Annotated in this window: 18 protein-coding genes and 1 pseudogene; 3 read left to right on the forward strand and 16 right to left on the reverse strand. The window is 43.2% G+C overall.

The genetic code is table 11. The features are described 5' to 3' along the window. Nucleotides 1-161: 161 nt before the first annotated feature. Together AC58U0_RS22325 and AC58U0_RS22330 are read right to left on the reverse strand one after the other, a co-directional pair. Nucleotides 162-638: a GyrI-like domain-containing protein gene (locus AC58U0_RS22325; protein ID WP_497381156.1), complete on the reverse strand. Its 477-nt coding sequence runs from the start codon at nucleotides 636-638 to the stop codon at nucleotides 162-164. Between the two features lie 195 nt (nucleotides 639-833). After that, entirely contained in the window at nucleotides 834-1,118 is a 285-nt protein-coding gene (locus tag AC58U0_RS22330) for a YjcN family protein (RefSeq protein ID WP_497381157.1), read from the reverse strand. Nucleotides 1,119-1,518: 400 nt separating this feature from the next. On the opposite strand from AC58U0_RS22330, the gene AC58U0_RS22335 reads away from it, so the two are divergent. Continuing rightward, nucleotides 1,519-2,412: an SMP-30/gluconolactonase/LRE family protein gene (locus AC58U0_RS22335; RefSeq protein ID WP_497381158.1), complete on the forward strand. Its 894-nt coding sequence runs from the start codon at nucleotides 1,519-1,521 to the stop codon at nucleotides 2,410-2,412. A 120-nt stretch (nucleotides 2,413-2,532) separates the two neighbouring features. Here AC58U0_RS22335 and AC58U0_RS22340 read toward each other — a convergent pair whose 3' ends face one another. The 3 genes from AC58U0_RS22340 to AC58U0_RS22350 all read right to left on the reverse strand — a co-directional run bounded on the left by AC58U0_RS22340 (nucleotide 2,533) and on the right by AC58U0_RS22350 (nucleotide 4,987). After that, on the reverse strand, nucleotides 2,533-2,826 hold the full coding sequence (locus AC58U0_RS22340; RefSeq protein WP_497381159.1) for a hypothetical protein: 294 nt from the start codon (nucleotides 2,824-2,826) through the stop codon (nucleotides 2,533-2,535). Continuing rightward, nucleotides 2,810-2,971 carry a hypothetical protein gene (locus tag AC58U0_RS22345; protein ID WP_497381160.1) on the reverse strand — a complete coding sequence of 54 codons (162 nt, stop codon included), beginning with the start codon at nucleotides 2,969-2,971 and terminating at the stop codon, nucleotides 2,810-2,812. The genes AC58U0_RS22340 and AC58U0_RS22345 overlap by 17 nt, the downstream gene beginning before the upstream one ends. Nucleotides 2,972-3,139: 168 nt before the next feature. Then, complete coding sequence (locus AC58U0_RS22350) at nucleotides 3,140-4,987, reverse strand: stalk domain-containing protein (protein ID WP_497381161.1); 1,848 nt, start codon at nucleotides 4,985-4,987, stop codon at nucleotides 3,140-3,142. Nucleotides 4,988-5,246: 259 nt separating this feature from the next. On the opposite strand from AC58U0_RS22350, the gene AC58U0_RS22355 reads away from it, so the two are divergent. Then, nucleotides 5,247-6,134: a phosphotransferase family protein gene (locus AC58U0_RS22355; protein ID WP_497381162.1), complete on the forward strand. Its 888-nt coding sequence runs from the start codon at nucleotides 5,247-5,249 to the stop codon at nucleotides 6,132-6,134. A gap of 218 nt (nucleotides 6,135-6,352) precedes the next feature. Here the strand turns inward: AC58U0_RS22355 and AC58U0_RS22360 are convergent, their stop codons facing one another. The 9 genes and pseudogenes from AC58U0_RS22360 to AC58U0_RS22400 all read right to left on the reverse strand — a co-directional run bounded on the left by AC58U0_RS22360 (nucleotide 6,353) and on the right by AC58U0_RS22400 (nucleotide 18,661). After that, the gene (locus tag AC58U0_RS22360) at nucleotides 6,353-8,392 is read right to left on the reverse strand and encodes a Na+/H+ antiporter (RefSeq protein WP_497381163.1); all 2,040 of its coding nucleotides are present in this window, start codon (nucleotides 8,390-8,392) and stop codon (nucleotides 6,353-6,355) included. A gap of 636 nt (nucleotides 8,393-9,028) precedes the next feature. Beyond that, the gene (locus AC58U0_RS22365; protein WP_497381164.1) at nucleotides 9,029-10,018 is read right to left on the reverse strand and encodes a Gfo/Idh/MocA family protein; all 990 of its coding nucleotides are present in this window, start codon (nucleotides 10,016-10,018) and stop codon (nucleotides 9,029-9,031) included. Between the two features lie 89 nt (nucleotides 10,019-10,107). Continuing rightward, nucleotides 10,108-10,977, reverse strand: coding sequence for a sugar phosphate isomerase/epimerase family protein (locus tag AC58U0_RS22370; protein ID WP_497381165.1), 870 nt, complete (start codon nucleotides 10,975-10,977; stop codon nucleotides 10,108-10,110). A 105-nt stretch (nucleotides 10,978-11,082) separates the two neighbouring features. Next, the gene (locus tag AC58U0_RS22375; protein ID WP_497381166.1) at nucleotides 11,083-11,916 is read right to left on the reverse strand and encodes a carbohydrate ABC transporter permease; all 834 of its coding nucleotides are present in this window, start codon (nucleotides 11,914-11,916) and stop codon (nucleotides 11,083-11,085) included. Between the two features lie 15 nt (nucleotides 11,917-11,931). After that, nucleotides 11,932-12,885 carry a carbohydrate ABC transporter permease gene (locus AC58U0_RS22380; protein ID WP_497381167.1) on the reverse strand — a complete coding sequence of 318 codons (954 nt, stop codon included), beginning with the start codon at nucleotides 12,883-12,885 and terminating at the stop codon, nucleotides 11,932-11,934. 136 nt (nucleotides 12,886-13,021) lie between these two features. After that, on the reverse strand, nucleotides 13,022-14,434 hold the full coding sequence (locus AC58U0_RS22385; protein ID WP_497381168.1) for an ABC transporter substrate-binding protein: 1,413 nt from the start codon (nucleotides 14,432-14,434) through the stop codon (nucleotides 13,022-13,024). 201 nt (nucleotides 14,435-14,635) lie between these two features. Beyond that, a complete protein-coding gene (locus AC58U0_RS22390) occupies nucleotides 14,636-16,414 on the reverse strand; it encodes a cache domain-containing sensor histidine kinase (protein ID WP_497381169.1) in 1,779 nt (592 codons plus the stop codon). A gap of 21 nt (nucleotides 16,415-16,435) precedes the next feature. Continuing rightward, nucleotides 16,436-18,037, reverse strand: coding sequence for a response regulator (locus AC58U0_RS22395; RefSeq protein ID WP_497381170.1), 1,602 nt, complete (start codon nucleotides 18,035-18,037; stop codon nucleotides 16,436-16,438). Nucleotides 18,038-18,354: 317 nt separating this feature from the next. Beyond that, a pseudogene (locus tag AC58U0_RS22400) lies at nucleotides 18,355-18,661 on the reverse strand (N-acetyltransferase). Between the two features lie 532 nt (nucleotides 18,662-19,193). Here AC58U0_RS22400 and AC58U0_RS22405 point away from each other — a divergent pair. Then, on the forward strand, nucleotides 19,194-20,906 hold the full coding sequence (locus AC58U0_RS22405; protein ID WP_497381171.1) for a methyl-accepting chemotaxis protein: 1,713 nt from the start codon (nucleotides 19,194-19,196) through the stop codon (nucleotides 20,904-20,906). A gap of 216 nt (nucleotides 20,907-21,122) precedes the next feature. Here the strand turns inward: AC58U0_RS22405 and ilvD are convergent, their stop codons facing one another. Both ilvD and AC58U0_RS22415 read right to left on the reverse strand, forming a co-directional pair. Next, the gene (ilvD, locus tag AC58U0_RS22410) at nucleotides 21,123-22,811 is read right to left on the reverse strand and encodes a dihydroxy-acid dehydratase (RefSeq protein WP_497381172.1); all 1,689 of its coding nucleotides are present in this window, start codon (nucleotides 22,809-22,811) and stop codon (nucleotides 21,123-21,125) included. Between the two features lie 20 nt (nucleotides 22,812-22,831). Next, on the reverse strand, nucleotides 22,832-23,497 hold the full coding sequence (locus AC58U0_RS22415) for a GntR family transcriptional regulator (protein ID WP_497381173.1): 666 nt from the start codon (nucleotides 23,495-23,497) through the stop codon (nucleotides 22,832-22,834). Nucleotides 23,498-23,700: the final 203 nt, after the last annotated feature.

The raw sequence follows: 23,700 nt of genomic DNA on the forward strand, positions 1-23,700 counted from the left end.
CCTTCTAGATAAGCCAGGACTGCTTCTAGTTTCTCCTCGGTTGAGTATTTAGCCAAAAAAACTGCACCTCCAATTGTTAGACTGTGTCTAACAATTGGGGTGCAGTTCACGATGCAAGCTCCACCTCTATCGTTCTTACATTAGTTTAAACTTTTACAACTCTATATTTTTTCAATTGGGAAGAATAATGACAATACTCCTTTATTATTTTTAGGATTGTAATATTCTTGAATTGCTCCAACGATTTTGTAATTATTAGAAGGTAAATAATCCGAAATTATCTGTTTTAAAGTTTCGTTATACGAGTCTTGAGTACATTTGACCACGACATATTTAAACGCAGGTATGACCCATTTTGTCCATCCATTCGGTGCGATTGCATCATCAACAACTTCGCATCCTGCTAAATATTTCCCTTCATCCTTCCATCTTTCAAAGTTATCATCAACATCGCTCATAGCACCCCAAATCCCGATAATATTGCCTTCAGCATCCAATTTCGCCAAGTTGCTTATCTCAATAAAGTTACTATTTGCTTCTTGCCATAATGGCAGTATCCATTTTGGTCCTTCATTAGCAAGTCCCTTCCCTGCTTTACCAATAACCGAAAATTGCTGTTTTTCAACGATTTCAATCACTTTTTCTCCTCCTATATCCGTAGGAAAATTATAACATCATGCAAACGTGTGTTCCTGCGATATTTTACCATTACCTACATTAAAAAAACAAGAGCTACTGAAGAAATCTGCCCGTTACTTTAACGAGGCTGCCTATTTATGCCGGCAGCCTCGTTCTGATTTCTTATTGAACAAACGTTCCCGGACTCGTAAAAATCATGGTCCAGTTCCATCCGCAATCACACGATAACCTAACCTATTTTTCTTCACCCAAATATAAGATCTGGATACATCACCTAAATAGTACAATTTTGCTCCCCCAAAAGAAGTACTTCCCGCCCCTTTAATTTGAGCACTGAAAACCTTAATAGGATGGAGAGAGAAGAATAAATGCTTCCTAACCGCTAATTCCGCTGTTGGAGTGGGAAAGAAAAACAAATAAATCACTAACAATGTCGTGATAGATATAACCCAATTCTGCTTTCTCTTCGACATCGACATTGTATCATCCTCTCGTACATTATTATCCTGGTTTTAAAGCCTGTGCAAAGGTCTGCACGAGACAGTCCTATTGATATTGAACTATTGTTCATCGTTAGTTGAGCGACTAGACGGAGTCATTAGGTGCGGATTTGTCTTCGCTATATTTACTACTCCTCCCCAAAAAATCCTCTTTTGAAAAGTGTACATGAAAACTTAATATAATTTATCTGAAGTTGGTATTGAAGTCGTTTCATATTCATCTTTTACATCCCCTGTTAGTTAGGTTATATAGCTGCCTTCAAGTCTTTATCAAATGTTGTGATGTTTTTGACGACGAACATGTTTCCTGCATATCCTAAGAAAAAACTCATCCTGGGTCTTAAAGGAGAAATACATTTGGATATTGTAGGTAAAAGAAATGAAAGCTGATATTGCATCTAACGTATTTTATGATTTGTTTCCTCAGATCACCTGTCTCGAACAGGCGGCCACCGGATTTATTTTTACCGAGGGTCCAGCTTGGGATAAAACGGACGGCTCGCTTGTATTCAGCGATATTAAGGCAAACACGATTTATCGCTTGAAGGAGCAGGACCATCGCTCCGTAGTGCGGCGTCCAAGTGGAATGTCGAACGGACTGGCGTTTGACGCCGAACAGCGGCTCATTGCTTGCGAACATGCTGGTCGAAGGCTCTCTTTATATTCCCTGTATGATCCGATTGGACCGATCGTTACGCTGGTTGACCGCTATGAGGGAAAACGCTTGAACAGTCCGAACGATGTGATTGTAGCTTCGGACCGCTCCATTTACTTCACAGACCCCAATTACGGTTTAGTGAATGAATTGCAAGCACCGAAAGCGCAAGAGCAGTTTTTTCAGGGAGTCTACAGGTTATCTCCGTCAGGCAAACTGACACTACTGATCAATGACTTTGCTGGTCCTAACGGTTTAGCGTTATCGCCTGATGAACGAAAGCTGTATGTCAGCGACACGGAACGTCAGCATATCAGAGTGTTCGATCTTGATGAGCAAGGCCGAATGGTGTACGGCAGACTGTTCGCCAAGCTGGACGTGAGCAAGGGAGAGGGCGTCGCCGACGGCTTGAAGGTGGACGCAGAGGGGCACGTGTATTGCGCAGGACCGGGAGGAGTATGGGTGTTTGAACCAGACGGAAGCGTTATCGGATTGTTGAAGATTCCTGAAATAACTACCAATTTAACGTGGGGAGGAGTATCAGGACGGACCATGTATATTACCGCCACTTCCTCCGTATACAAGATACCCGTTGGGGTCACTAAAGCAGGATTTTGATCCGAAGCGAATAAGGAGAAGCTAGTACCCTTTCGAACCTGACGAATCCGTTAGTTGAGCTTTGACTGCACAGGAAAGCGTTACTGCATCTTCCCATTGTTCCGCCGCTACAATAATTACCTATCCAATCCATAAAATGGTATCATCTGTTTTAGAAGCTAATGGTAATTCTTTAATAAGCAAATCAATCCTAGTGCCCTTATATTCCAAATCATTATTCTTAAGATTAGATTGTGCCCATATTCTCAAATTTTCTAGCTCCCGAAGTGCAGATTCCAACTGCTCTTTTCTTAATTCTATTCCATTCTGAATCTCAGAAATTTTTGACTCTTTCATAGCTGGTTGCCAAAACTTTGTAAAGAATTCTTCGCGAGATATTGGTATTTCAAAACCTATTTCAATCCCAGGCGTCATAAGCAAATGCGTGTATGCGAATCAAATGAGGATATAGGCTTTTTATTGCATTACTGAAGTTTAGTAGTCTTGCAGTATCCGAAATCTCTTCCAATCCCTTTTCAACCGCATGATCGAAATCCTTCGAATTTCTTTGATCAATCATTCACTCAGTCCCCCCTTTTTCCTCTAAGTAATTCGATTGTTGAACTCTTGTTTCGCGTTAGCGAATGACTTGTGATGCGTTATAACGGATCACAAGTTTCAACTAATCTCGTTTTATAAATTCTTATACCTTTGAAAGGAGTGATTTAAGTGATTGTTATAAGTGGTGTTAAAACGTAAGATTGAGTTTGATCTGTGTTAATTTGTTTTGGTATAACACATTGTTCTCATAACTATCTCTCAGAGTAATGGGACTCAAAATATAGTGGGCGTTCGCCCCAACTCCCCATAAAGTTCCGTCCTGCATGAGAATCAAGGATTGCCGTCTGCCAGCTTCCACTAACTTAACTGAGGATAGGTTAGGCACCTTTGCAGGTTGTGCTATGTGATCCCCGAACACCGTGCTTCCGAGTTGTCCATACTCGTTATCACCCCACGAAAACAGATTGCCGTCTCGATCCACTGCTAGAGCATGGTCATGACCCGCATCAACCTGAATGATATTCGTAAGACCTTCGACACGTATCGGTTCAGGATTGTCGACGTTTCCGACACCGAACATGCTCTTAACACCCCATGTCCATACGGTGCCGTCATTCTTGAGAGCCACTGCAAAATTATTGTAGTTTGAAACAGCAATGATATCATGTAAGGTACTCAATTGCTTTAGTTCAGATTTGGTTTGTTGTGTTTGCCAGACAGTACCGTCATTTTTGAGCACCACCGTGAATTCAAAGCCTGGGCTAACAGATCGGACATTTGCCCAGGGCGTCTGATAAGGTTTCTTATAGATGATCTCGCTAATCTTGTACGTTTTCCCCAGTTTACCGTTGAAGTTCGATCCCCATGCGAATACGTGGCCTTCGCCATCAACAGCAAAAATACCTGAGTGCTTTATTTCTACAGAAACGATGTCTTGGAGTCCCTCTACTTGTCTAGGTAAGACGGTTGTTTCATATTTTTGTTCTCCGTTGCCCCATAAGCTCGCGTTGTTGAAGCCCCAGACCCAAACTGTACCATCCTTCTTTAAAGCAATACCAGCATCGCTATCCACTTGGGCGTCAACGACATCCTGAAGAATACGGGTCGGCTTCTCGTAAAACTGCCCCCACGTCCATAAATCACCTTCGGCGGTCACCAACACAAGGTCGGTGGTAATGATGTTCATTTTTTGTATTGAGACGGGGCGAATAGTTGCTTGCTTTGCCCAGAGACCCTTGTTTTTCTGTATTGCATCGGCCTGTAACGGGTCTAGTATGCTAGCTAACCCATCTTTTTGAAGATCCAGACTTTTCGCCGCATATCCCTCTTCTACAAGCTTTGCATTTAAAAGGGTGCCATCCTTCAAGTACACATTTACATGTAGGTGCTTGTTCCGATCGCGTTCACCCCGAATTTCAATTGACACCGCGACACTATTCGGGAGCAGCGACCTAATATATTCTGTTACCTCTTGACCGTTATGAATAGGGGAAATGCCAGCAAAGCGCACGGTATCTTCGGTTCCTTCTTTGGCCCCGTCGGTGTAGCGGATTGTAAGATACATCCCGTCTAAAACTTGCTCGACTCGGATATTACGCCTCACGGAATAATCTATGGATACGGTACGACTAGCCTCATTCCATTCAACCTTCGCTCCCATGGCTTCCGCAATAAAGCGAACTGGCACCAAGGTAGAGCCCTCGACAATTCGCCCTGGTGTTTCCAGTCTGAGTTCGGCATTATTCTTATAAGCGACCTTTTTTCCGATTGCATAAATGAGTTTGATATCACCAAGTTGAGCCACCACAGTCTGAATCTCCGGGCTCCATTCGATTACTGCCCCCATTCCCTCCAAAATGCCTCGCATGGGTACCAAAATGCTACCGTTGTCCTCAATTGGTGGGGTTTCAAAGCTAAGGGTCTTTCCGTTTAATAAGACTGATAGGGGGCGTGGTATTTCGGAAGCCTGTGATTTCGGGAATGGAGATCCTCCGATCAGAAGAATCAAAACGAAAATGAAGATTCGAGTTTTCATTGTAGCACTCCTAAGATATTTTGGGTAAAAATGTATTATAGTATAAAATACTTCTATGAATTCTTGGAAATACCTTTCCTCTCTACGTCAATATAATTTTATCTATCCTGCCGTTCTATGTGCTGTCGGCAGCCTTCTCCTGATGTCTATTGAGCTATAGTTTCCGTTAGCTTAATGAAACGACTGTATTCGTGAAACGATGACCAAGATCCAAGGGTTAATGATAGTGGCAAAAAACTAGACAAAGGGGTGAGCATGTATGAGGGGTTTGCTCGATGCTGCATTACAAATATTGAACATAGATAAGAATGATATCGAAATTTTAGGTGAGGGATTTGGGAGTATCGTTATTGAACAGAAAGACGGAACTGTCTTTAGAATTGCTAAAACCATAGAAACCGCACGTCAATACACAAAAGAGGTTCAGATGCTACCTCAGATCCGTGCATTTCTAAATATTGAAATACCATTGCCTATTTCGTATATGTTTGATCCGTCTATCACTCCTTCGGGAATCATGGGATATAAAAAAATGAAGGGAACCCCTCTTAATCCGGATGTGCTCATCTTCAAAAATCCAAGTGTTATTGCCAAACAACTAGCGAAATTTATTATTAAGTTACATCAAATACCAATCAATATGTTAGATAGCAGTTGTCCGCAAGAATCAAACAACAAACTCTTTATAAAGATATTACGTGAAGATACACAAGAAATATTAAACCAGGTTTTAACCGTAAAAGAGCAACAGAAAATGGATAAATGGTGGGAGGAAGCATTAGAAGATAGTACGTTTTTTTTCCATCGCTTCGTTTTGTGCCACGGAGATTTATGGTATGGAAACATTTTGGTTGATGATTTATGTTCAGGTATAACGGGAATTATCGACTTTAGTGATATGACTATAGGTGACCCTGCAAAAGATTTGGCAACGCAAGTTTATCTGGGAGTGGACTTTTATAATCAGATATTAAGTGAATATAAACATTCATTTCCAGAAGACACGACCATTGAACATAGAGTAAAAAAACATCAAGGACTGCGGGAATTAGGTGGATTACGGTACGCGATTAAACATGATATTTCCGAACTCGAAGATTCATTATCAAAAATAAGAACTGTAATATTTGCATCAAGTGACGGTTAGAGCACGATTTCCGAGATCACCCCTTTTATCATATCATGGTTTGTTTCGTTTATTTGAATATTGCTGCATAAGATATATGTTCTTAGCACAAATTTTTTTTTGTTTATCCTTAGATGCTCATCGTTTTTTTAGTATGCCTTTCAGGTATTACAGAGTGTTGTCGGCACTGTAAAAACAAAAAACGCCTGATTACTCAGGCATTCTCTTATAATTCATAATCAACCAATCTCCTCAAGCTCATATAGCGATGCTTCCCTGTTGCGAATAATTCGCCGTAGCAAGGATGCCATATCACGCGTGATGTCTCCTCGCTCGAAAAACACTTGCACCGCATCGCGCTCCGCCTGTATGGCAATCCAGTGGAGCTCGCGTCGGCAATCGTTGAATGACGCATCCTTGCGCCGCGAGCCGAAGGTGAATCTGCGCAGCCTATCCAGCATTTGCTGGTAATAGTCCAGCACGCCTTCGGTTGCATCATCGCTTTGGATGGCGCAGCGTTTGGAGAATTCATCGACGACGGCTTGGCTGCATTGCATTTTCAGCGTGCGAATCGCAGTGATATCAGGTTCGATGTAACTAGTCACCAGATGAGGCTGGGAGATGGACGTCATCAGCATTTTTAAGCGTCGCCAGATGTTCTTGACGATGACTTTGCCTAGATCCAGTTTATTGGCTAGAATGAGCTCTACTTGCTCCAGCATTTTCAAATAATAATTTGCCTGTTCACGGCTAACTTGCCCGTTCTCCAAACGTTCGTTCACATATTTGCGCTCTATATCCAGCGCCAGCAGGCGTATTCCTGCTTCTTCCTGCTGAAAACGCGGGAGTCGTTTCCATTTGCCATCCTTTTGTCCAAGCTGCTGCATCATGAGTTTATAGTCGCCAATCACAGTGTCTACAGCGACCTCGTTCTTCTCGGTGCTGGTCTTCTGGAGTGCCCGCACAGCGGCAGCCATGACCTCGATTTGCCACTCGCGCTCCATACGTTCTCTCTCGGCATCACCCGCTGTGCTTTTCTTCTTTGCAAGAAGCGGCAGAACGATACTCGCCGTCAACAGTGAGAATAGAATGACGGTCGCCGCAAGAAAAATAATGAGATCTCTCTGAGGAAAGGGAGCGCCATTTTGAAGGACAAGCGGAATGGAGAACGCACCGGCCAACGTCACCGCTCCACGCACACCGGAAATAGCTGTTAATGTTAGCATACGCAAGCTGGGCACCTCTTGATTCTGATTCCCAAACCAGCGCCCTCCTCTAGCGAACAGAAGCGTCCACACAAAACGCAGCAGTAACAACAGTACAAAAATGAGAATTGCATAACCGATGACTTTGAAATTATCGAAATTCGGGTCGCTTAGAATCGTCCGGGATACGCCCGGGATTTGCAGACCCAGAAGGACAAAGACCAATCCATTTAGGACAAACAAAATGACAGACCATGTTGCATTAGATACATTTTGGAGAGTCGGCATCGTAAACGCCATACGTTCGTTCTCGATCGCATGCACCAGACCTCCCGCTACAGCCGCCAAAATTCCTGATACTCCAAGCTCCTCGGCAATCAAATAGAGCAGAAAAGGCGTCAAAATTTGCAGCAGCATGTGCATCGTCTCATCCTCAAGTCCTGCTCGGCGCAGCAGCTGACGAATGCCGATAATAAGAAAAGCGACCAGAGCTCCGATCACTAAGCCCCCAATGGAGATGACGAGAAAGCTTAGACTTGCCTTCGGTAGAGAAAAAACACCGGTGACCGCCGCGGCTATGGCGAACTTGAAGGCAACGAGACCCGATGCATCGTTCATCAAGGCTTCTCCTTCTAACAGCCGCTTCAAGCTTTTAGGCAAATGAATCCGCCCGGCTAAAGAGCTGACTGCTACGGCATCTGTTGGAGACAGGATGGCGGCTAACCCGAATGCGGCTGCAAGAGGGATCGAAGGAATCAACCAGTGAACGACATATCCGACGACGCACACCGTTATGAAAACTAGACCCACCGACAAAAGAAGAATCGGAGCGCGCAATTTCCAAAGCTCATCTCGCGGCGTATGCTTTCCATCGTTATACAACAACGGGGCAATAAATAAAAGGAAGAACAATTCCGGTTCCAGGTGCAAGTGAATGCCAAGAGGAACGACCACCAGTATGGCACCTAATGTAATCTGGATAAGGGGGATGGGAATGAATGGAACGAAGCGGTTCACGACATTCGATACGCCGATCAGAACCAATAGAATGAGAATAATAATAAAAACGTTCAAGCGGTTATCTCCTTCCCCGAATAATTCAATAGATTTCTAAGAAATCACTATGGACATATTTTCCATCAGAATACGATGTACTTTTGTAATATTTCAATATTTCCCAAAAGAATCCTTCTCCATCCATGCAACAACGACAATCGATCAATAGACCAACTGCTGTTCGGGAAGGTGTTGGACAAATATTTGAAATTCATCCTGCATTTTGGTGAAAGTGTAGCCCAACTGAGTTTACGATTATCTTTTGAGTGCCAACTACTTTGCGAAGTTTTCCTAAATACGAATCATGCCAACTACCGCCATATTTATCACCATTTGGATTACTCTATATGATATTATTATAACGCTTTAAACTTATCTACAAAATAATTAAATTTAGATGGGTTAGTTCTAATATACTTACACGGACCTCCCTCGGGAATGAGATAGTGTTCTTGTCAAAATCGGGAATGAATAAAGTTCTTGTCAGCTGACAATAAAAAACAAACACTGCCATTTTTTCGTTTGGCCGTGTTTGTTTACAGTAACATAACGCTCTGCTAACATCGACGTTAAATTTAAAACCGCTTGTGGTAGACCCCCAAGCGGCAACTATACTATATTGTTTCATCTTTTCGCTCATCAGATGGTTAATGATTACATATGGATAACTTGACCTCCGTTAGCTGCGCTCTTCCAAGCCGCTTCCGTCAAACGCGCAATTCTTAAACCGCAGCTGGACGGTGCAGCGGCTTCGTTCACTATGCCGAGGATGAGATCAACAAAATCGCGATTTGGATCACTGGATGCCGGAAGCTCTTCCGATACTTCGACAAGTTCACTTTGCCCTTCCTTGGCAACGAATATTTTATTATTACGGTACAATACGGTTCCCTGATCGCCGTGAATAGATACATCCTCATGCCAACCGATGCTGGCGCTGCCGACAACATTGAAAGTCGCAATTGCGCCTTCCCGAAAGCGAACGGTGACGGCCGAGTCGATATCGACTTGCGATCCACGGTTGTCGATGAAAGCAGACACGTTTGCCGGTTCGAGACCGGTAACCCAAAGGACAACGTCAAGAAGATGGCTTCCGGAATCATTCAGCTGCCCCCCACAGGATAATACAGGGTTTTGCCTCCAGGAACCTGTCGTACCTTTCAGCCAACTTTGTGCCTGATAAGCGCAAATGTAATTGATTTTTCCCAGTTTTCCACTTTGGATCAACTCGCGAATATAGATGTACGGGCCCATCAAGTGACGCTGGTAGGCAACAGCGAGATGCTTGTTTACACTTGCCGCATGGGCAATGATGCGTTCCGCGTTCTCGGATCCGTCAACAAACGGCTTCTCCATCAGTACGTGTAAGCCGCCGTCCAAGCATGCCATTCCTTGCTCAAAATGCATGCTGTGCGGCGAGACAATAATGGCTGCATCTGCTTTTGCCTGTGAGATAGCCTCCCGATAGTCCGTATAAACCGCTACAGTCTTCAACTCGGTAAAATGCTCAGTCACTTGTTCAATTGCTGCAGCGGAAGGATCCGCCAACGCTACAATTTCTGCTTCGGGAACTTGCAGCAATCTTCGAACGTGCTCTCTTCCCATTCCACCAACGCCAATTATTAAGAAACGAACTTTTCCCATGTAATTTCCCTCCACAAAAGTACTGAAATGTTTATTCGAAATACTAAATTTCGATATGGCAAAAGCTAGGTTTGTATGGGCTCCAGCCGTTATTTGAAATACAGAGCCAAATGCTCCGCTGCCTTGACGATTCCTTCCCGCTCCTTCTCCAGCGTTCCCCAGAACCTGTGATCCTCTAGCTCTATGCTGACTGCTCCTTGATAGCCCAGACGGTCAAGTCTCACGGCGACTTTACTCCATTCCACCGCGCCGTGTCCAGGAATCGTATACCGCCACGAGCCTTCGGAGAATCCGTATTTCGCGCCGAATGTCGCTGGCAAGACGCCGCATTCGTACAACTCGTCATGCAGAATCTCCGTATCTTTCCCGTGGCAGTGGTTGATACGCTCACCGAATTCTGTCAAAGCTCTTAAATAATCGATACCGAGCCGCACCAAATGGGAAGGATCGTAATTGAGGCCGAAATGCTTTGAAGGTATCGCTTCAAACATAGACCGCCACATCTCCGGCGTACATCCTATTGTCGAATAGTGGGGAGCAGGTCCCGGCCAGCCCTCGATGGCGATGTAGACCCCTTGGCGTTCAGCGTGACGAACCAGCTCCGGGAAAGTGTCCTTCCAGATGGCGAAGCTCTCCTGACGAGGAGTCGTATGATCTTCAGGCACAAGACACATGAACATCACCTTTGCACCGAGCGCTGCTATGTCGGTCATCTGCTGCTTGACCGCTTCCGCTGCTGTCTCCCGTCGGGCTTCATGTTTACTCAACAGCGCGGCAGTCTGTGCCGCATCGACGGAGCCGATGCCAATTCCCACTTTGTCGCACACTTGCTTGACTTCCAGATTCAGTTTCGGAACGTCAAGCACGTCCAGGCCTGAACTTATTGCCCATGCGGCAACTTGTTCCATTCCTTCAGCACCGATCTTAGGCGGAATGCGCATTCCGATTTGTACGTTCATATTGTTCTCTCCTTTTGTCGGTTCATCCTTCTATTCAATAAGGTTTATACCCAGCCGCTTGATAGATCATTTCAGTGAACTTCACGACTTTCAGAGCTATTTAATTTATTTAATACCTGAGAAAGTAATTCCACGGATAAATGCTCTTTGCACTAAGAAGTAAAGGACGATTATCGGCAAAGTAATCATGACAAGCGTAGCCATCATCATCTGCCATTCTGCCCCGTGTTGGGACTTGAACCCCTGCATACCGAGCATTAGTGTATATTGGCTCTCATCCGACAGGTATATCAGCGGTCCCTGATAGTCCGTCCAACTGCCCATGAACTGGAATAGTGCAATTGTCAATAAAGCGGGACGACATAGCGGAAGCATGATTTGCCAATAAATTCGAATTTCAGAGGCACCGTCAATGCGGGAGGCGTCTTCTAGCTCCCTAGGTAACCCCATGAAAAACTGACGGAGCAGAAAGATGAAGAACGGAGCACCGAAAAAGGCCGGCAACCATAGCGGAATATTGGTCCCTACCCAGCCGAATTTTTTGAATGCGATAAAAATAGGAATCATCGTCACCTGGTAGGGCAGCATCATAACGATGAGCGTAATGGCAAAAAGCGGTTTGGCCCCCTTCCATGGAATTCTGGCTAAGCTATAGGCGACAAGCGGGCAGGAAAATAATACGGCCAAAGTCGATAGACCTGCAATGGTAAGTGTGTTCGACAAATATTTGAAAAAGGGAATATAATCTAGTGCGGCAGGATAATTGCTCCATTCCATAACGCTTGGTATCCACACTGGCGGCCAGAGAAACAATTCGCTGTTTGCTTTAAGTGAGGTGGAAACCATCCATAGAAACGGCGACAGAAAAAAGGCGCCAATTACAATTAACACGACATGAGCAAATACTTTTTGAACAGTTCCAAGTCCAGTGCTTCCCATGACGATTCCTCCTCCCTATTCTTTTCCTTGATAATGAACCCAGCGTTTCTGAGAGACAAAGATTAACGCCGTTAAAATGACCACGAGTAAGAAAAGAATCCAGGCCATAGCAGAAGCATATCCCATCTTTAAATAGCCGAAACCGTTCGTGTATAAATACATCACATAAAACATCATTGAATTAGCCGGTGTACCCTGTCCGTTCGAGAGTGTGTAAGGCAGAACGAAATTTTGCAGAGCGCCGATCGTGCCCATAATCAAGTTAAAAAAAATGACGGGTGTTAACAGGGGCACTGTAATGGTCTTCGTCCGCTGCCATGCGTTAGCTCCATCCACTTGGGCGGCATCATAGTAATCTTGGGGGATATCCTGCAGACCCGCTAAATAAATAACGACCGCTTGCCCTGTCCCCCACAAGCTCATTAGAATTAAGGATGGCTTAGACCAAGCTTCACTTCCGATCCATGGCGGTCCGGAGATGCCGATCTGATCCAGCCAATAGTTCACAAGCCCAAATTGCGGGTTTAACAACCAGAGCCAAATGATCGTCGTCGCTACGGGCGGCACCAAGCTGGGGATAAAAAATAACGTTCTGTAAATGCCTTGACCGCGTATTTTCAAATTCAGAAGGAGGGCTAGTCCTACACCCATCACTATGCTCAGCGGGACAAAAATCACCGTATAGTACAAGGTATTATAAATACTGATCCAGAAGACCTTATCTTGAAAAAGTGTCGCGTAGTTATTGAATCCTACGAATTCCCCCGGCTCCAGGATGCTGTAGGAGGTTAAACTATAGTAAGCTGACATGAATAACGGAAAGGCGTGAAAAAGAAGCAAACCGACAATCCAGGGCAACGCGAAGATGAGACCGAACAAGCTGATCTTTTTTTCGAATCGGGTTTTCCTTTTCTTGTCCACATCAACTAAAACAGTCATTTTTTTTTCGGAAGTTTCAATCGCAGGCAATTCTATTACCTCCTTTTTGCATGTCTATTCTATGAGATAAACTTCTTTCGAGGTCTTTTGAACATGTAGTAAAAGAGGGAGGGCAAAGCTATCCACCCTACCCTCTATATGTTCGCTTTCATGCTTGTTATCGGAATCAGTTTTTCTGCTTAGCCAATTCCGCATCTACATTCTTTTTCACTTCATCGAGAAGCGCTTGTGCGTCCCCTTTACCATGAATCGCCAAATCTTGTACGCGCATCGTTTCGTTCCAAAGAAAGGCACCTGCCGGTGAAACCGGTCTGGTGAAAGCTGTCGGCATTAGATCCAAGAAAACTTTCAGATTTGCATTGTCGGCAAGTTTCAACTGTTCGTTAACGGCCGGCAAAGCCGTAATATCGTTACCAGCATTCGGTCGTTTCGCCCAGAGCAATGTGCCTTCTTTATGAGCTACGAATTTAACGAATTCCCAAGCTTCTTTCTCATGCTTGGAGCCCTTCGGAACGACATATGACCAACCGCCCGCCCATGTCACCGATTTATTGCCTTCAGCCGCCGGCATCGGAGCTACGCCCCAATCGAAGTTTAGCTTGTACTTCGCCAAATCGTTCAGGATCCAGTTGCCGTCGAACTCGAAGCCAACTTTTCCCGTCCAGAATGGATTCATCCCCGTTTGTCCCATAGCGTCAGAGAAGCTAGTCAAGTTGCCAATATCATACTTCTTGGCGTAACCGGCCATCCAAGCAAGTGCCTTCACATTCTGCGGATCGTTGGGAGTCAAATTATGACTGCCATCCTCCCATTTGCCTCCCCAGTTCCAAGCTTGCGTATAGAGAAATCCCTGGTTCATCCATGGAATGAATCCTATTTGCGAGTACTTGTTGTTGCTTCCTTTTTTGAAAATTTTCTCGGCCATTTGATCCAATTCTTGAATGGTTTGTGGCGGCTTGTTCGGATCAAGTCCCGCTTCTTTCATCAACGTCTTGTTGTAAAACATACCACGATTGTCGGTACCCCAAGGCAAAGCGTATACCTTGTCTTTATAGACAGTTTCGGCCCAAAGTCCTTTATAATAATCATCCGTAGAAATGCCGCTGCTCTTCACATAGGCCGTCAAATCCGTCAGGGAGCCTTTCGCCGCCCAGGAACCGATCAAGAATCGGTCGAACAAAGCGACGTCGGGAGGATTGCCGCCTGCGATTGCTGTAAGCAATTTATCGGAGGCCTGTGTCTGGCCTGTCGTCTCCACGAATGTCATTTTCACTTTTATGTCAGGATGCTGCTTTTCGAATACGTCGACAACATTAGCTTTGAAATCTTTTTGGTAGTCTCCGCCCCACGGAAACCAGAAATCGATCGTAACGGGCCCGCCCGAATTGGTAGAACCTTTAGTGCTGTTGTTATCCGTACTTTTGGCATCCGTTCCTTTGCTGTTAGTGCTGCTGGTTGTGGTTGCGGTGTTAGTCGAACTGCAGCCGGCTGCCGTTAAAGCCATTGCAAGTGTTGCCGCCAAAGGTAGTACAACAAGCTTTTTGCTTTGCCAGCCTATCCGTATCTTTTCATTGTTCATATTTTAACCTCCTCTTTTAATATACTCTTTCTGAGCACACCCTTATTGTATCCGTTTTCATTTGTCTCCCGAAACGAGGGGATTTTTGTTTTTAGTGTGTTATTTTTGTGTGTTTATCTGATAACAGCAAAAAACACCTCTCTTATTTGGTAATAGGAAGTGACGAGCAACCATCTAGCCAAAGAAAGGTGTTTAATTTCGTTATCTAAGTGGAATGACCAACGTGACTTTAGTACCGACACCAAGAGTGCTGTCTATGAAGAGCCCGTACTCCTTGCCGTAGGCTAATTTGATTTGTGTATTAATATTTCTCAGCGCAAAATTTTGTTCCCCGACTACCTCGTCGATTTCCAACACTTCCGTCAGCTCCGCCAATTTTTCGGATTCAATCCCAATGCCGTCGTCCTTAACTTCAAAATAAAGGATTTGCCCTTCCATTCTCCAACTAATGTCCAACCTGCCGCTCCCTCGCTTATTTTCCAAACCGTGATAAATCGCGTTCTCCACCAGCGGCTGAAAGACGAATTTCAATACCCGATAGTGCAGAATCGACGGATCCATCTTCATATTGACCATGAATTTGTCCTGATACCTCACCTTTTGTATGGACAAATAACTTTCCAGCAATTCGGCACTTTCCTTGACGGTAACAAAATCGTTTCCCTCACTTAAACTGATCCGGAGATATTTGGACAAACCGAAGATCATCGTACTGATCTCATCAACTTTATAAATACGGGAAATCCAGTGAATCGAATCCAGCGTATTGTACAAAAAATGAGCGTTAATTTGAGACGCCATCATCTTCAATTGGGTTTCTTTTTTTAATAGCTTCTGAATGTACACTTCATCGATTAAATCTTTGATTCTCGTGACCATCGTATTAAAACTGTGAAATAACATGCCAAATTCGTCGCTTCTCACATCCGTAATTTGTACGTCGAAGTCGCCTTCTCTCGCTCTGCGCATGGACCAGAACAGCGTCCTGACAGGCTTGTGCATTTGCTTGGCAAACACTAAGGCAAGCGCGATGGCCACAACGCTAAATCCAATGACAAGATAGACGGTATAGTAACCTATTTCTCTCGAATCGCTGACCAGGTTTTGAATTGGTGCCATTCCGACAAACTTCCAATCGGTTATCTTCGATTTATCGAAGACCACCATCATTTCTTTGCCATCCACCAAGTCGGTTAAAAAACCACTTTGTTCGGAAGGAAGATTCAGCCCGGAAGGCTGCATGAGACGGGAAGCATTCGAATCGGCTACAACCGTGTTGTTTTGATCGACGATAAACGTAGTGCCTTGCGCTTGAAAATCGACCTCGGACATAAAAAGCTGTATCGGTTCAGGATCAAACTCCATGATTAGCACACCTATGTTCTGATTTATATGGTCGAAATTTTTGAGCGCCCTACCAAGCACAAAAACCGGTTTATTATCTTCGTTGTTATTTTGTTTTATAAAAGTCGGACGAATTCCGTACCATACCACCTGACCGTCCGCAGCTATAATTTGCTTGTACCATTCTTGAGCTTGATCATCTTTACCAACCATTGGAAGCTCCGCAAAGCCATTGCTTGACAACCGATAGGAAGCGTTGCCTTCACCCATCAAATAAATATTCAAAGTGTCGTTTTTCACGTTAACCAAGTTGGATAAAAACTTAGCGATTTGCTGATTGTTGTAGCTTTGATCGTAGCTTTCCCGATATTCTCCGAGAATGCCTTTCTGGATTTCCCTATTACCGAAAACGATTAGAGACCGGTTAGCATACTCGTTCATTAACAATTCAAGACGTCTGTTAGCCTGCTGAACGGTTTGCAAAGCAACCTGCGATACTTTGGAACTAATAATGTCATTGGCTTTATGATAGGACAGATAACCCATGATCATAATGGAAATTGACATGCTGACAAAAAATATAATAAACAATTTGTAGCCTACTGAACGCCATTTTAAATGTGCATGAAGATTCAAACCGGCTCCCCCTCGGTCAGGTTACAGTACGCCCAAATCCCTGTACTGGGCAGGGGTCATCCCCTCCTGGTCCTTAAACAGCTTGGCAAAATGCCGGAAATCCTGGTAACCTACCTGTTCAGCGACCTCGTATATTTTAAGCGTCGAAACTTTAAGAAGGTTCTTGGCCTTTTCCATCCTGAGGCGAATTAAATATTTGCTGAAAGTTTCACCTGTTTTCTCATGGAATATTTTACTGAAATAAGAAGGATTCAAAAATAGATGTCCGGCAACCTGGTTCATGGTAATCGCTTCCGTACAATGCACTTCCAAATACTTGATTGCCAGTTCGATGGACTTTTTTCGATTTCCGTAGGCGTTGTGGACTTGTTGGTATTGGCGGACAACCATCAACAGTTCGTCTTTCATTTCCGACAAAGTACAGTAAGGAATGAAGAGTCTATTTCTGCTTGAGGATTTCTCTGAGGGGTGACTTGACTCCAGCTTTTTTTCAATTTCATTAAGCAGAGCTACTAATCCGTCTCGCAACTGATGAGGTGGATATTTCTGTCGACACGTTTGTAAATGTGCAATCAGCTCATCAATCAATTCACTAAGCGCCGCATCATCGCCCAGTTTCACCACATGCACGAACCGATTATCCCAACCGTTAGGCCCTGTAAATTCCTGAGCCTGCAAAGATTGAAGCTGCTCCAATCGCTCTGCTTCGTAAACCTTCCCGTAACCGTCATATAATGCGTAAGCGCCTGCGTGAACAGCCTCTTGGAAAGATGCATGAAGGTTTACGCTTTCGCTCAATTTGCTTATCCCAATATTGATCCCGATCCCCAAGTGCCGTCGGCAAGCTTCAACGAAGGATTCCATACCTTGTTTGCTTCCGTCGTCCCCCTCATAGAATGGGGACTGTAATATAACGAGATCCGTATCTTCATGATGATCCAAAGGGCACGTTATCAGTTTTCCCGCTGCATTTCCAATTCCTTTAGCTATATTACCTATGGCATAACGAAGTAAATAGTGCTCCTTCGGATTATTTGAATGCGGTCCCCAATCATATACTTTTACACATATCACTTTCAGCCGATTGGGATCCAAATGGATGTTAAGCCGATCCCAAAGAGTCCTCATATACTGATTCGAAGCGCTTTCATTCATTAACAGCGTTTCAAGATATCTCTGTCGGGCCAGAGGTAAGCTTTCTCGAATACGTTCTGACATCTGAACAAATTGACGATGATCTTCATTCTCGCGCTTGATTTGTGTGATACATTTACGCACAACATCCAGCATCTGCGTTTCTTCAATTGGTTTAAGCACGTAGTCGGACGCCCCGTATCTCAGGGCCTTCTGGGCGGAACTAAAATCACTGTATCCACTAATAATAATAATCTTCGATGGCAGATTGCGATTCTTGACCGCTTCAATTAAAACAAGACCGTCCATTCGGGGCATTTTGATATCCGTGATGATTATATCCGGTGTCCGGGTTTGAATTAATTTTAAAGCCTCTTCTCCATCCTCCGCTTCACCAAGCACTTCGATACCTTCTGCTTCCCAATCAATGGTTGAACGTAAACCTTGACGAACCCATCTTTCATCGTCAACGATCAATAAAGAATACATAAGCACTCTCCTCTTGTTTAATACATAAGAGTTTGATTCCATATGCATATCTTGTCTTCTACCATACTTAATAAGTATATTATACTGGATTTGAAAGAAACAGAATCTTGCATATCGTCTAAGATTAATCGTCAAAAGTCAACATAAAATGGTAGGCTTCGAGGGATGCTTAACATGCATCTTAATTGAGGAACTTGGCGGAAAGCTGGATTGGCTGGATAGCGAGAGAAAAATCATGATTCAAGTGAACGGTACGAAAATCGAGTTATACTTCCTATAACTCAACACTGGTCCTTTATTTCCCTCTGAATTCCACGTTAAATTAATTTTTTAGTCATAATGATTTCCATCGGCTCATTTTCGAGTAATAAACATCCCGCATCCTTATATCCTAAATTTCTGTAGAAGTGCTGTGCCTCTTCGTTAGCCTGAGTAGACGTCATAACCAATTTAAAACCGTTTTGTTTCATTTCTTCTTCCCATAAGAGGACAACTTTCATCTTGGTTCCGTAGTATGTATATTTCTTTTTTCTTTATTTTTGGCAATATTAAGTTCTCTAAAATATGATGGTCACGTTCTCGTATGTATCCATAGTCTGAATCAGTTGCAACAACTATCTTCATCTTTCCTCCCCATATGCCTACCCCGAGCTTCATATTTCCACATAAAATGGTTCTGATTGCGGCTTTATCCCTTATTGGCTTATAGGGTTTTATTATCAGGGTTTGCACTGACATACTCCCTTTCGATATTGGAGACATGTATCACTGGAAATATTTTACCACATTTCTGTGCACACGTATTGCACTATCCTCCCGTTAACTTAATGAAGGCCACAGATCAAATCGGCAGCCTTGTCCTGGGTTTTCATTCAACTATAGTTTTTCGTTATTGAACGAATTGGCAGAAAAAGTTATATAGAAACCCAGAGAAATCCGAAATCCGTCTCTATCGCAATACGATGCGAACAGAGCCGTCTTTTTATCATTGTTCCAAAGTAGCTAAATTGCTGCCACGACGGAATTTGGGAGAATATCAGACTTGAAATGTTGTGGATATTAACATTTTCTTATTATCGAAGGAGCGAAAATAAAAGGAATACATGTCGATTTGCGTCGAATTATGAATGAATAACAGTGAAAAGGGGTTGTGACAATGAGAATATCAAAGATGAGAATTTCTATGATCTTAAAGCTGATGTGTGTTATTTTTCTTTTGCTGTCTGTCTTAAATGGCATTAGCGTGTATTTTCTGCAAAAAGACATTAAACAAGAACGGCTGTCCTTGCAAAGACAATCAGAATTTAAACAACTGGGTACAGATCTGGCTAATGCTTCAGATTATTTGACGAATGAAGCCAGAAGATACGTGCAATTCGGGGAAAAAGAGTATTTTAATAATTATTGGAAAGAAGTTAATGAGACTAAGACACGAGATCATGTTGTCATGAAATTAAAGGAATTAAATGCTCCACAGGCAGAATTGGATCTCATAGAAAAAGCAAAGCAAAACTCGGATGCATTAATAAAAACAGAAGATGAAGCCATGAAAGCAGTTGCGAGTAAAGACTTCGATAGAGCCAGGAAGCTAATGTTTGACAAAAATTATGATGATAACAAGAAGATCATTAGGGATCCGATTGATGAATTTCAGACAAAAATGAATGCAAGGGCTGAAAAAGAAGTAATTCAAGCAAGACAACAGGCAAGCAGCATGTTGAACCTTGCAGTTATATTGTTAATTATCACATTCCTAACATTCTTCGCTATGCTTTATTTCATCATTGTTAAGCTGAAACCTTTAAAAACGGTGAATGAAAAAATAGCGGAATTAGCAAGTCAGGGTGGAGATCTTACGACAAGACTATCCGTATCTTCTAAGGATGAAATCGGAGAAATCGCTTCCTCATTAAACGCTATGCTGGATAGTTTGTTGGCTATGGTCCTAGATATATCGCAAGCTTCTAAGAATGTGTTTCAATCCACAGAAAATTTAACTTGCAATACCAAAGAAACTGCAACTGCAACAGTGGAAATTGCCAGAAGTATAGAAGGAATCCAACAAGGAGCAACAACTTCCGTACAAAATACATTAGACGGTGCGCGAGCAATAGAAGAAATGGCCAAAGGTGTACAGAGAATAGCAGAATCTGCTAATGAGCTATCTGAATCTGCTGGAGACACTGAAAGTGAAGCTGTAGAAGGTTTTGGACATATGGAACAAGCACAGCAGCAAATGCATTCGATTGATGATTCCCTTAAATCTTCCCTAAACATTGTCACCAAGCTTAGTGAACGGTCATCACATATTGAAAAAATCGTTGGAGCTATTATGGAGATAGCCAATCAAACCAACTTGCTTTCCTTAAATGCTTCAATTGAAGCTGCGCGGGCAGGCGAGCATGGAAAAGGTTTTTCAGTTGTCGCATCGGAAATTAGAAAGTTAGCTGAAGGATCAGCTTCTTCGGCATCGGAGATATCAGATTTATTAAAACAAATTAGAAGCGATTCTACGGAAACTGTAAAAGCTATGCATAGAGTATCTGAAGAAGTGGTGCTTGGAAATCAAAAAGTCCTATACGCGAGAGACTCCTTTCAAAAAATCTTACATTCCGCAAAAGGTATTGCTGTCCAAATCCAGGAGTTGTCAGCCGTTTCAGAACAGATGGCTGCTGGCTCCGAAGAAATTTCAGCCTCCGTATCTGAGATGGCACATGTATCTCAAGAATCGCTAAATGGGGTGAAAATAGTGAATGATAAAACAATCATACAGACTAATTTGGTAAAAGAAGTATCTTCACTGTCAGATTCACTTAGTAAAGAAGCGGAAAAAATGGAGAGAATCATTCAGAAGTTTAAAGTTATGTAAGTTTGACTAAGAAATCTCCGACTTTATTATCTACGGAGAGATTCAAGTTAGGTATACTTAAACCTCGAAGCAAAGCGGATTGACCCAATCATAACAAACAGCGGTAGCCTTAGGCGAAAGAATAGAAGCTTAGACTACCGCTGTTTTATTGAACTATAGTTCCTCGTTAATGACCCTTCTCAATCATTGACTCGTCATAACTGAGTTTACAACCTACTAAAATAAATCTGTAACGGCCCCTTTGGAAGCAGATGAAACTAATCTCGCGTATTTACTAAGAACACCTGTGGTAAATTTCAATTGTGGTTCAACCCATTCATTCTTGCGTTTCGCTAACTCTACTTCCGAAATTTCAAAGCTAATTTCTTGCGTTTCACTATCAATGGTAATGTTATCACCCTCTTGCAGAAGAGCTATGGGTCCACCTACTTGTGCTTCTGGTGCAACATGACCAACTACAAAACCATGTGAGCCACCTGAAAATCTACCATCAGTAATGAGAGCAACTTCTCCACCAAACCCTTTCCCAACGATTAAAGCGGTAACTGAAAGCATTTCTGGCATGCCTGGTCCGCCCTTCGGTCCACAATACCGAATAACTAACACATCTCCTTTGCGGATCTGGTTTTGTAATATTGCCTCAGTAGCTGCTGCCTCGCTATCATATACGCGTGCAGGACCAGTGAAACGAGACTTTTTCATCCCTGACATTTTGGCAATTGCGCCTTCTGGAGCCAGATTGCCCTTTAGGACGACTAACGGCCCACTCGTCTTTAAGGGATTATTAAACGGGCGAATAATGTCTTGATTTTCAAGCAACGGTTTTGATGCTGCCAAATTTTCTGCTAAAGTTTTACCGGTAATCGTCATACAATCACCATGGAGAAGACCTTGCTCAAGAAGAAGCTTCATCACGCCGGGAACCCCACCAATATCACTTAGATCCTGCATGACATACTTCCCGCTCGGCTTAAGATCTGCAATGTGAGGCACTTTTACACGAATGCGTTCAAAATCATCATAGGTTAACTCTACTTGGACAGAGTGTGCAATCGCAATTAGATGCAGGAAGGCATTGGTAGAGCCCCCCAATGCCATTACAAGTGTAATCGCATTCTCAAATGCTTTCTTTGTCATAATATCGCGCGGATAAATTCCCTTCTCAAGTAGTTCGAGTACTCGCTCACCTGCTTCTTCACATTCCAATGCTTTTTGAGGTGATATCGCTGAGGTAGAGGATGAACCAGGAAGACTCATGCCTAATGCTTCTGCAGCAGATGCCATTGTGTTAGCTGTATACATTCCTCCACAAGCTCCGGCCCCAGGGCAAGCGTTGCACTCTACCTTGTGAAGCTGCTCATCACTTATTTTACCATCATGATACAGCCCTACTGCTTCAAAAGCACTGACAATATCTACGTCTTTACCGTCTAACTTCCCAGGCTGAATTGTTCCGCCATATACATATACCGCAGGCAAATTCAGTCGGCCGATAGCCATTAAACACGCTGGTGTATTTTTATCGCATCCGCCTACAGCAACAAGTGCATCGAAACGCTCTGCGTTCGTAACAATCTCAATGGAGTCTGCTATAGCTTCACGGCTTGGTAATGAGTACAACATCCCGTCATGCCCCATCGAAATTCCATCTGAAACCGTAATGGTGTTAAAAATCAGAGGAGCGCCGCCATGAAGCTGAATTCCCTTTTTCGCTGCAAGCGCTAAGGAATCAATATGCATGTTGCATGGGGTTACTTCACTCCACGTACTCGCCACGCCAATCATCGGCTTCTTGAAATCCTCGTCTTTAAAACCGACAGCCCTCAGCATAGCGCGATTAGGGACGCGATTAACTCCCTCACTTATAACTTTGCTCCGAATTCTTAAATCTTTTTGACCAGACATACTCATTCATCCTTTCACTATTAGATTAGGGCATACAGTTCATGCATAGGTCTTATTAAGTTTTGTTTCATATATGCTGAGGCTTTTTCAGTGTCTTTCTGCTCCAAAGCTAATATGATAGATCCGTGCTCTTCCGCAGAGGTAAGTGTTCCTGTGACTGGTTGCTTAAGAAAGACATATTTAAACCTTCTTATATGAATTTGCAGTGATGTACTAAATGATGCGATGTACGCGTTATCCGATACATCTACAATTAAATTATGAAACTGCTCATCAAGTTCCATAGCTTGGTAAGTCTGTCCACTCTGGATGGCTTGGGCGAATTGCTTATTTATTTCTTTCAAGACCTCGATCTGTTCCAGTGAAATGAGTTTTGCTGCATATTCTGCAGCCAAAGAATAGAGCGCAGCGAGCGTTGGGTACATCTTAAGAATATCTTCTTTTTCTATGCTCGTTACTCTCGTTTCTTTACCAGGAAACATCGAGACAAGTCCTTGCATTTCCAAAAGCTGAAAAGCCTCCCTGATTGGAGTTCTACTAACAGCCAAAGATTCCGCTAGTTCAGCATCAATTAATTTCTCGCCCGGCACGAGTGTACCCTCAATGATCCATCTTTGGATTTGAGTTAATGCTCGTTCTTTAGCTGATATACGAGTTGGTGAAGAAAAATTGGGAGGTACTGGCATAAGCAATCTCCTCTTCAATATTGCATGTATATGCAATATATCGCATTCTAGAGTTCAATGCAATGAGTTTATATAATAATTTATTGTCTCAACTTCAATTGATCTATCACTTTTTTTTCGTATCAGTGTATATTTGCGTCGCTGGACATCTCAGATCACGAATCTACCTACATTAATGAAACAAATTTCACCTTATTTTTACT

Source organism: Paenibacillus sp. J31P190 (assembly GCF_059692075.1).

Bases quoted from the DNA above. Each gene is read 5' to 3' on its own strand.
- ilvD (WP_497381172.1), bottom strand. From the start codon at position 22,811: ATGTCTGGTCAAAAAGATTTAAGAATTCGGAGCAAAGTTATAAGTGAG.
- AC58U0_RS22345 (WP_497381160.1), bottom strand. From the start codon at position 2,971: ATGATTGATCAAAGAAATTCGAAGGATTTCGATCATGCGGTTGAAAAG.
- AC58U0_RS22415 (WP_497381173.1), bottom strand. From the start codon at position 23,497: ATGCCAGTACCTCCCAATTTTTCTTCACCAACTCGTATATCAGCTAAA.
- AC58U0_RS22375 (WP_497381166.1), bottom strand. From the start codon at position 11,916: ATGGGAAGCACTGGACTTGGAACTGTTCAAAAAGTATTTGCTCATGTC.
- AC58U0_RS22385 (WP_497381168.1), bottom strand. From the start codon at position 14,434: ATGAACAATGAAAAGATACGGATAGGCTGGCAAAGCAAAAAGCTTGTT.
- AC58U0_RS22405 (WP_497381171.1), top strand. From the start codon at position 19,194: ATGAGAATATCAAAGATGAGAATTTCTATGATCTTAAAGCTGATGTGT.
- AC58U0_RS22340 (WP_497381159.1), bottom strand. From the start codon at position 2,826: ATGACGCCTGGGATTGAAATAGGTTTTGAAATACCAATATCTCGCGAA.
- AC58U0_RS22335 (WP_497381158.1), top strand. From the start codon at position 1,519: ATGAAAGCTGATATTGCATCTAACGTATTTTATGATTTGTTTCCTCAG.
- AC58U0_RS22355 (WP_497381162.1), top strand. From the start codon at position 5,247: ATGAGGGGTTTGCTCGATGCTGCATTACAAATATTGAACATAGATAAG.
- AC58U0_RS22395 (WP_497381170.1), bottom strand. From the start codon at position 18,037: ATGTATTCTTTATTGATCGTTGACGATGAAAGATGGGTTCGTCAAGGT.
- AC58U0_RS22330 (WP_497381157.1), bottom strand. From the start codon at position 1,118: ATGTCGATGTCGAAGAGAAAGCAGAATTGGGTTATATCTATCACGACA.
- AC58U0_RS22365 (WP_497381164.1), bottom strand. From the start codon at position 10,018: ATGGGAAAAGTTCGTTTCTTAATAATTGGCGTTGGTGGAATGGGAAGA.
- AC58U0_RS22350 (WP_497381161.1), bottom strand. From the start codon at position 4,987: ATGAAAACTCGAATCTTCATTTTCGTTTTGATTCTTCTGATCGGAGGA.
- AC58U0_RS22370 (WP_497381165.1), bottom strand. From the start codon at position 10,977: ATGAACGTACAAATCGGAATGCGCATTCCGCCTAAGATCGGTGCTGAA.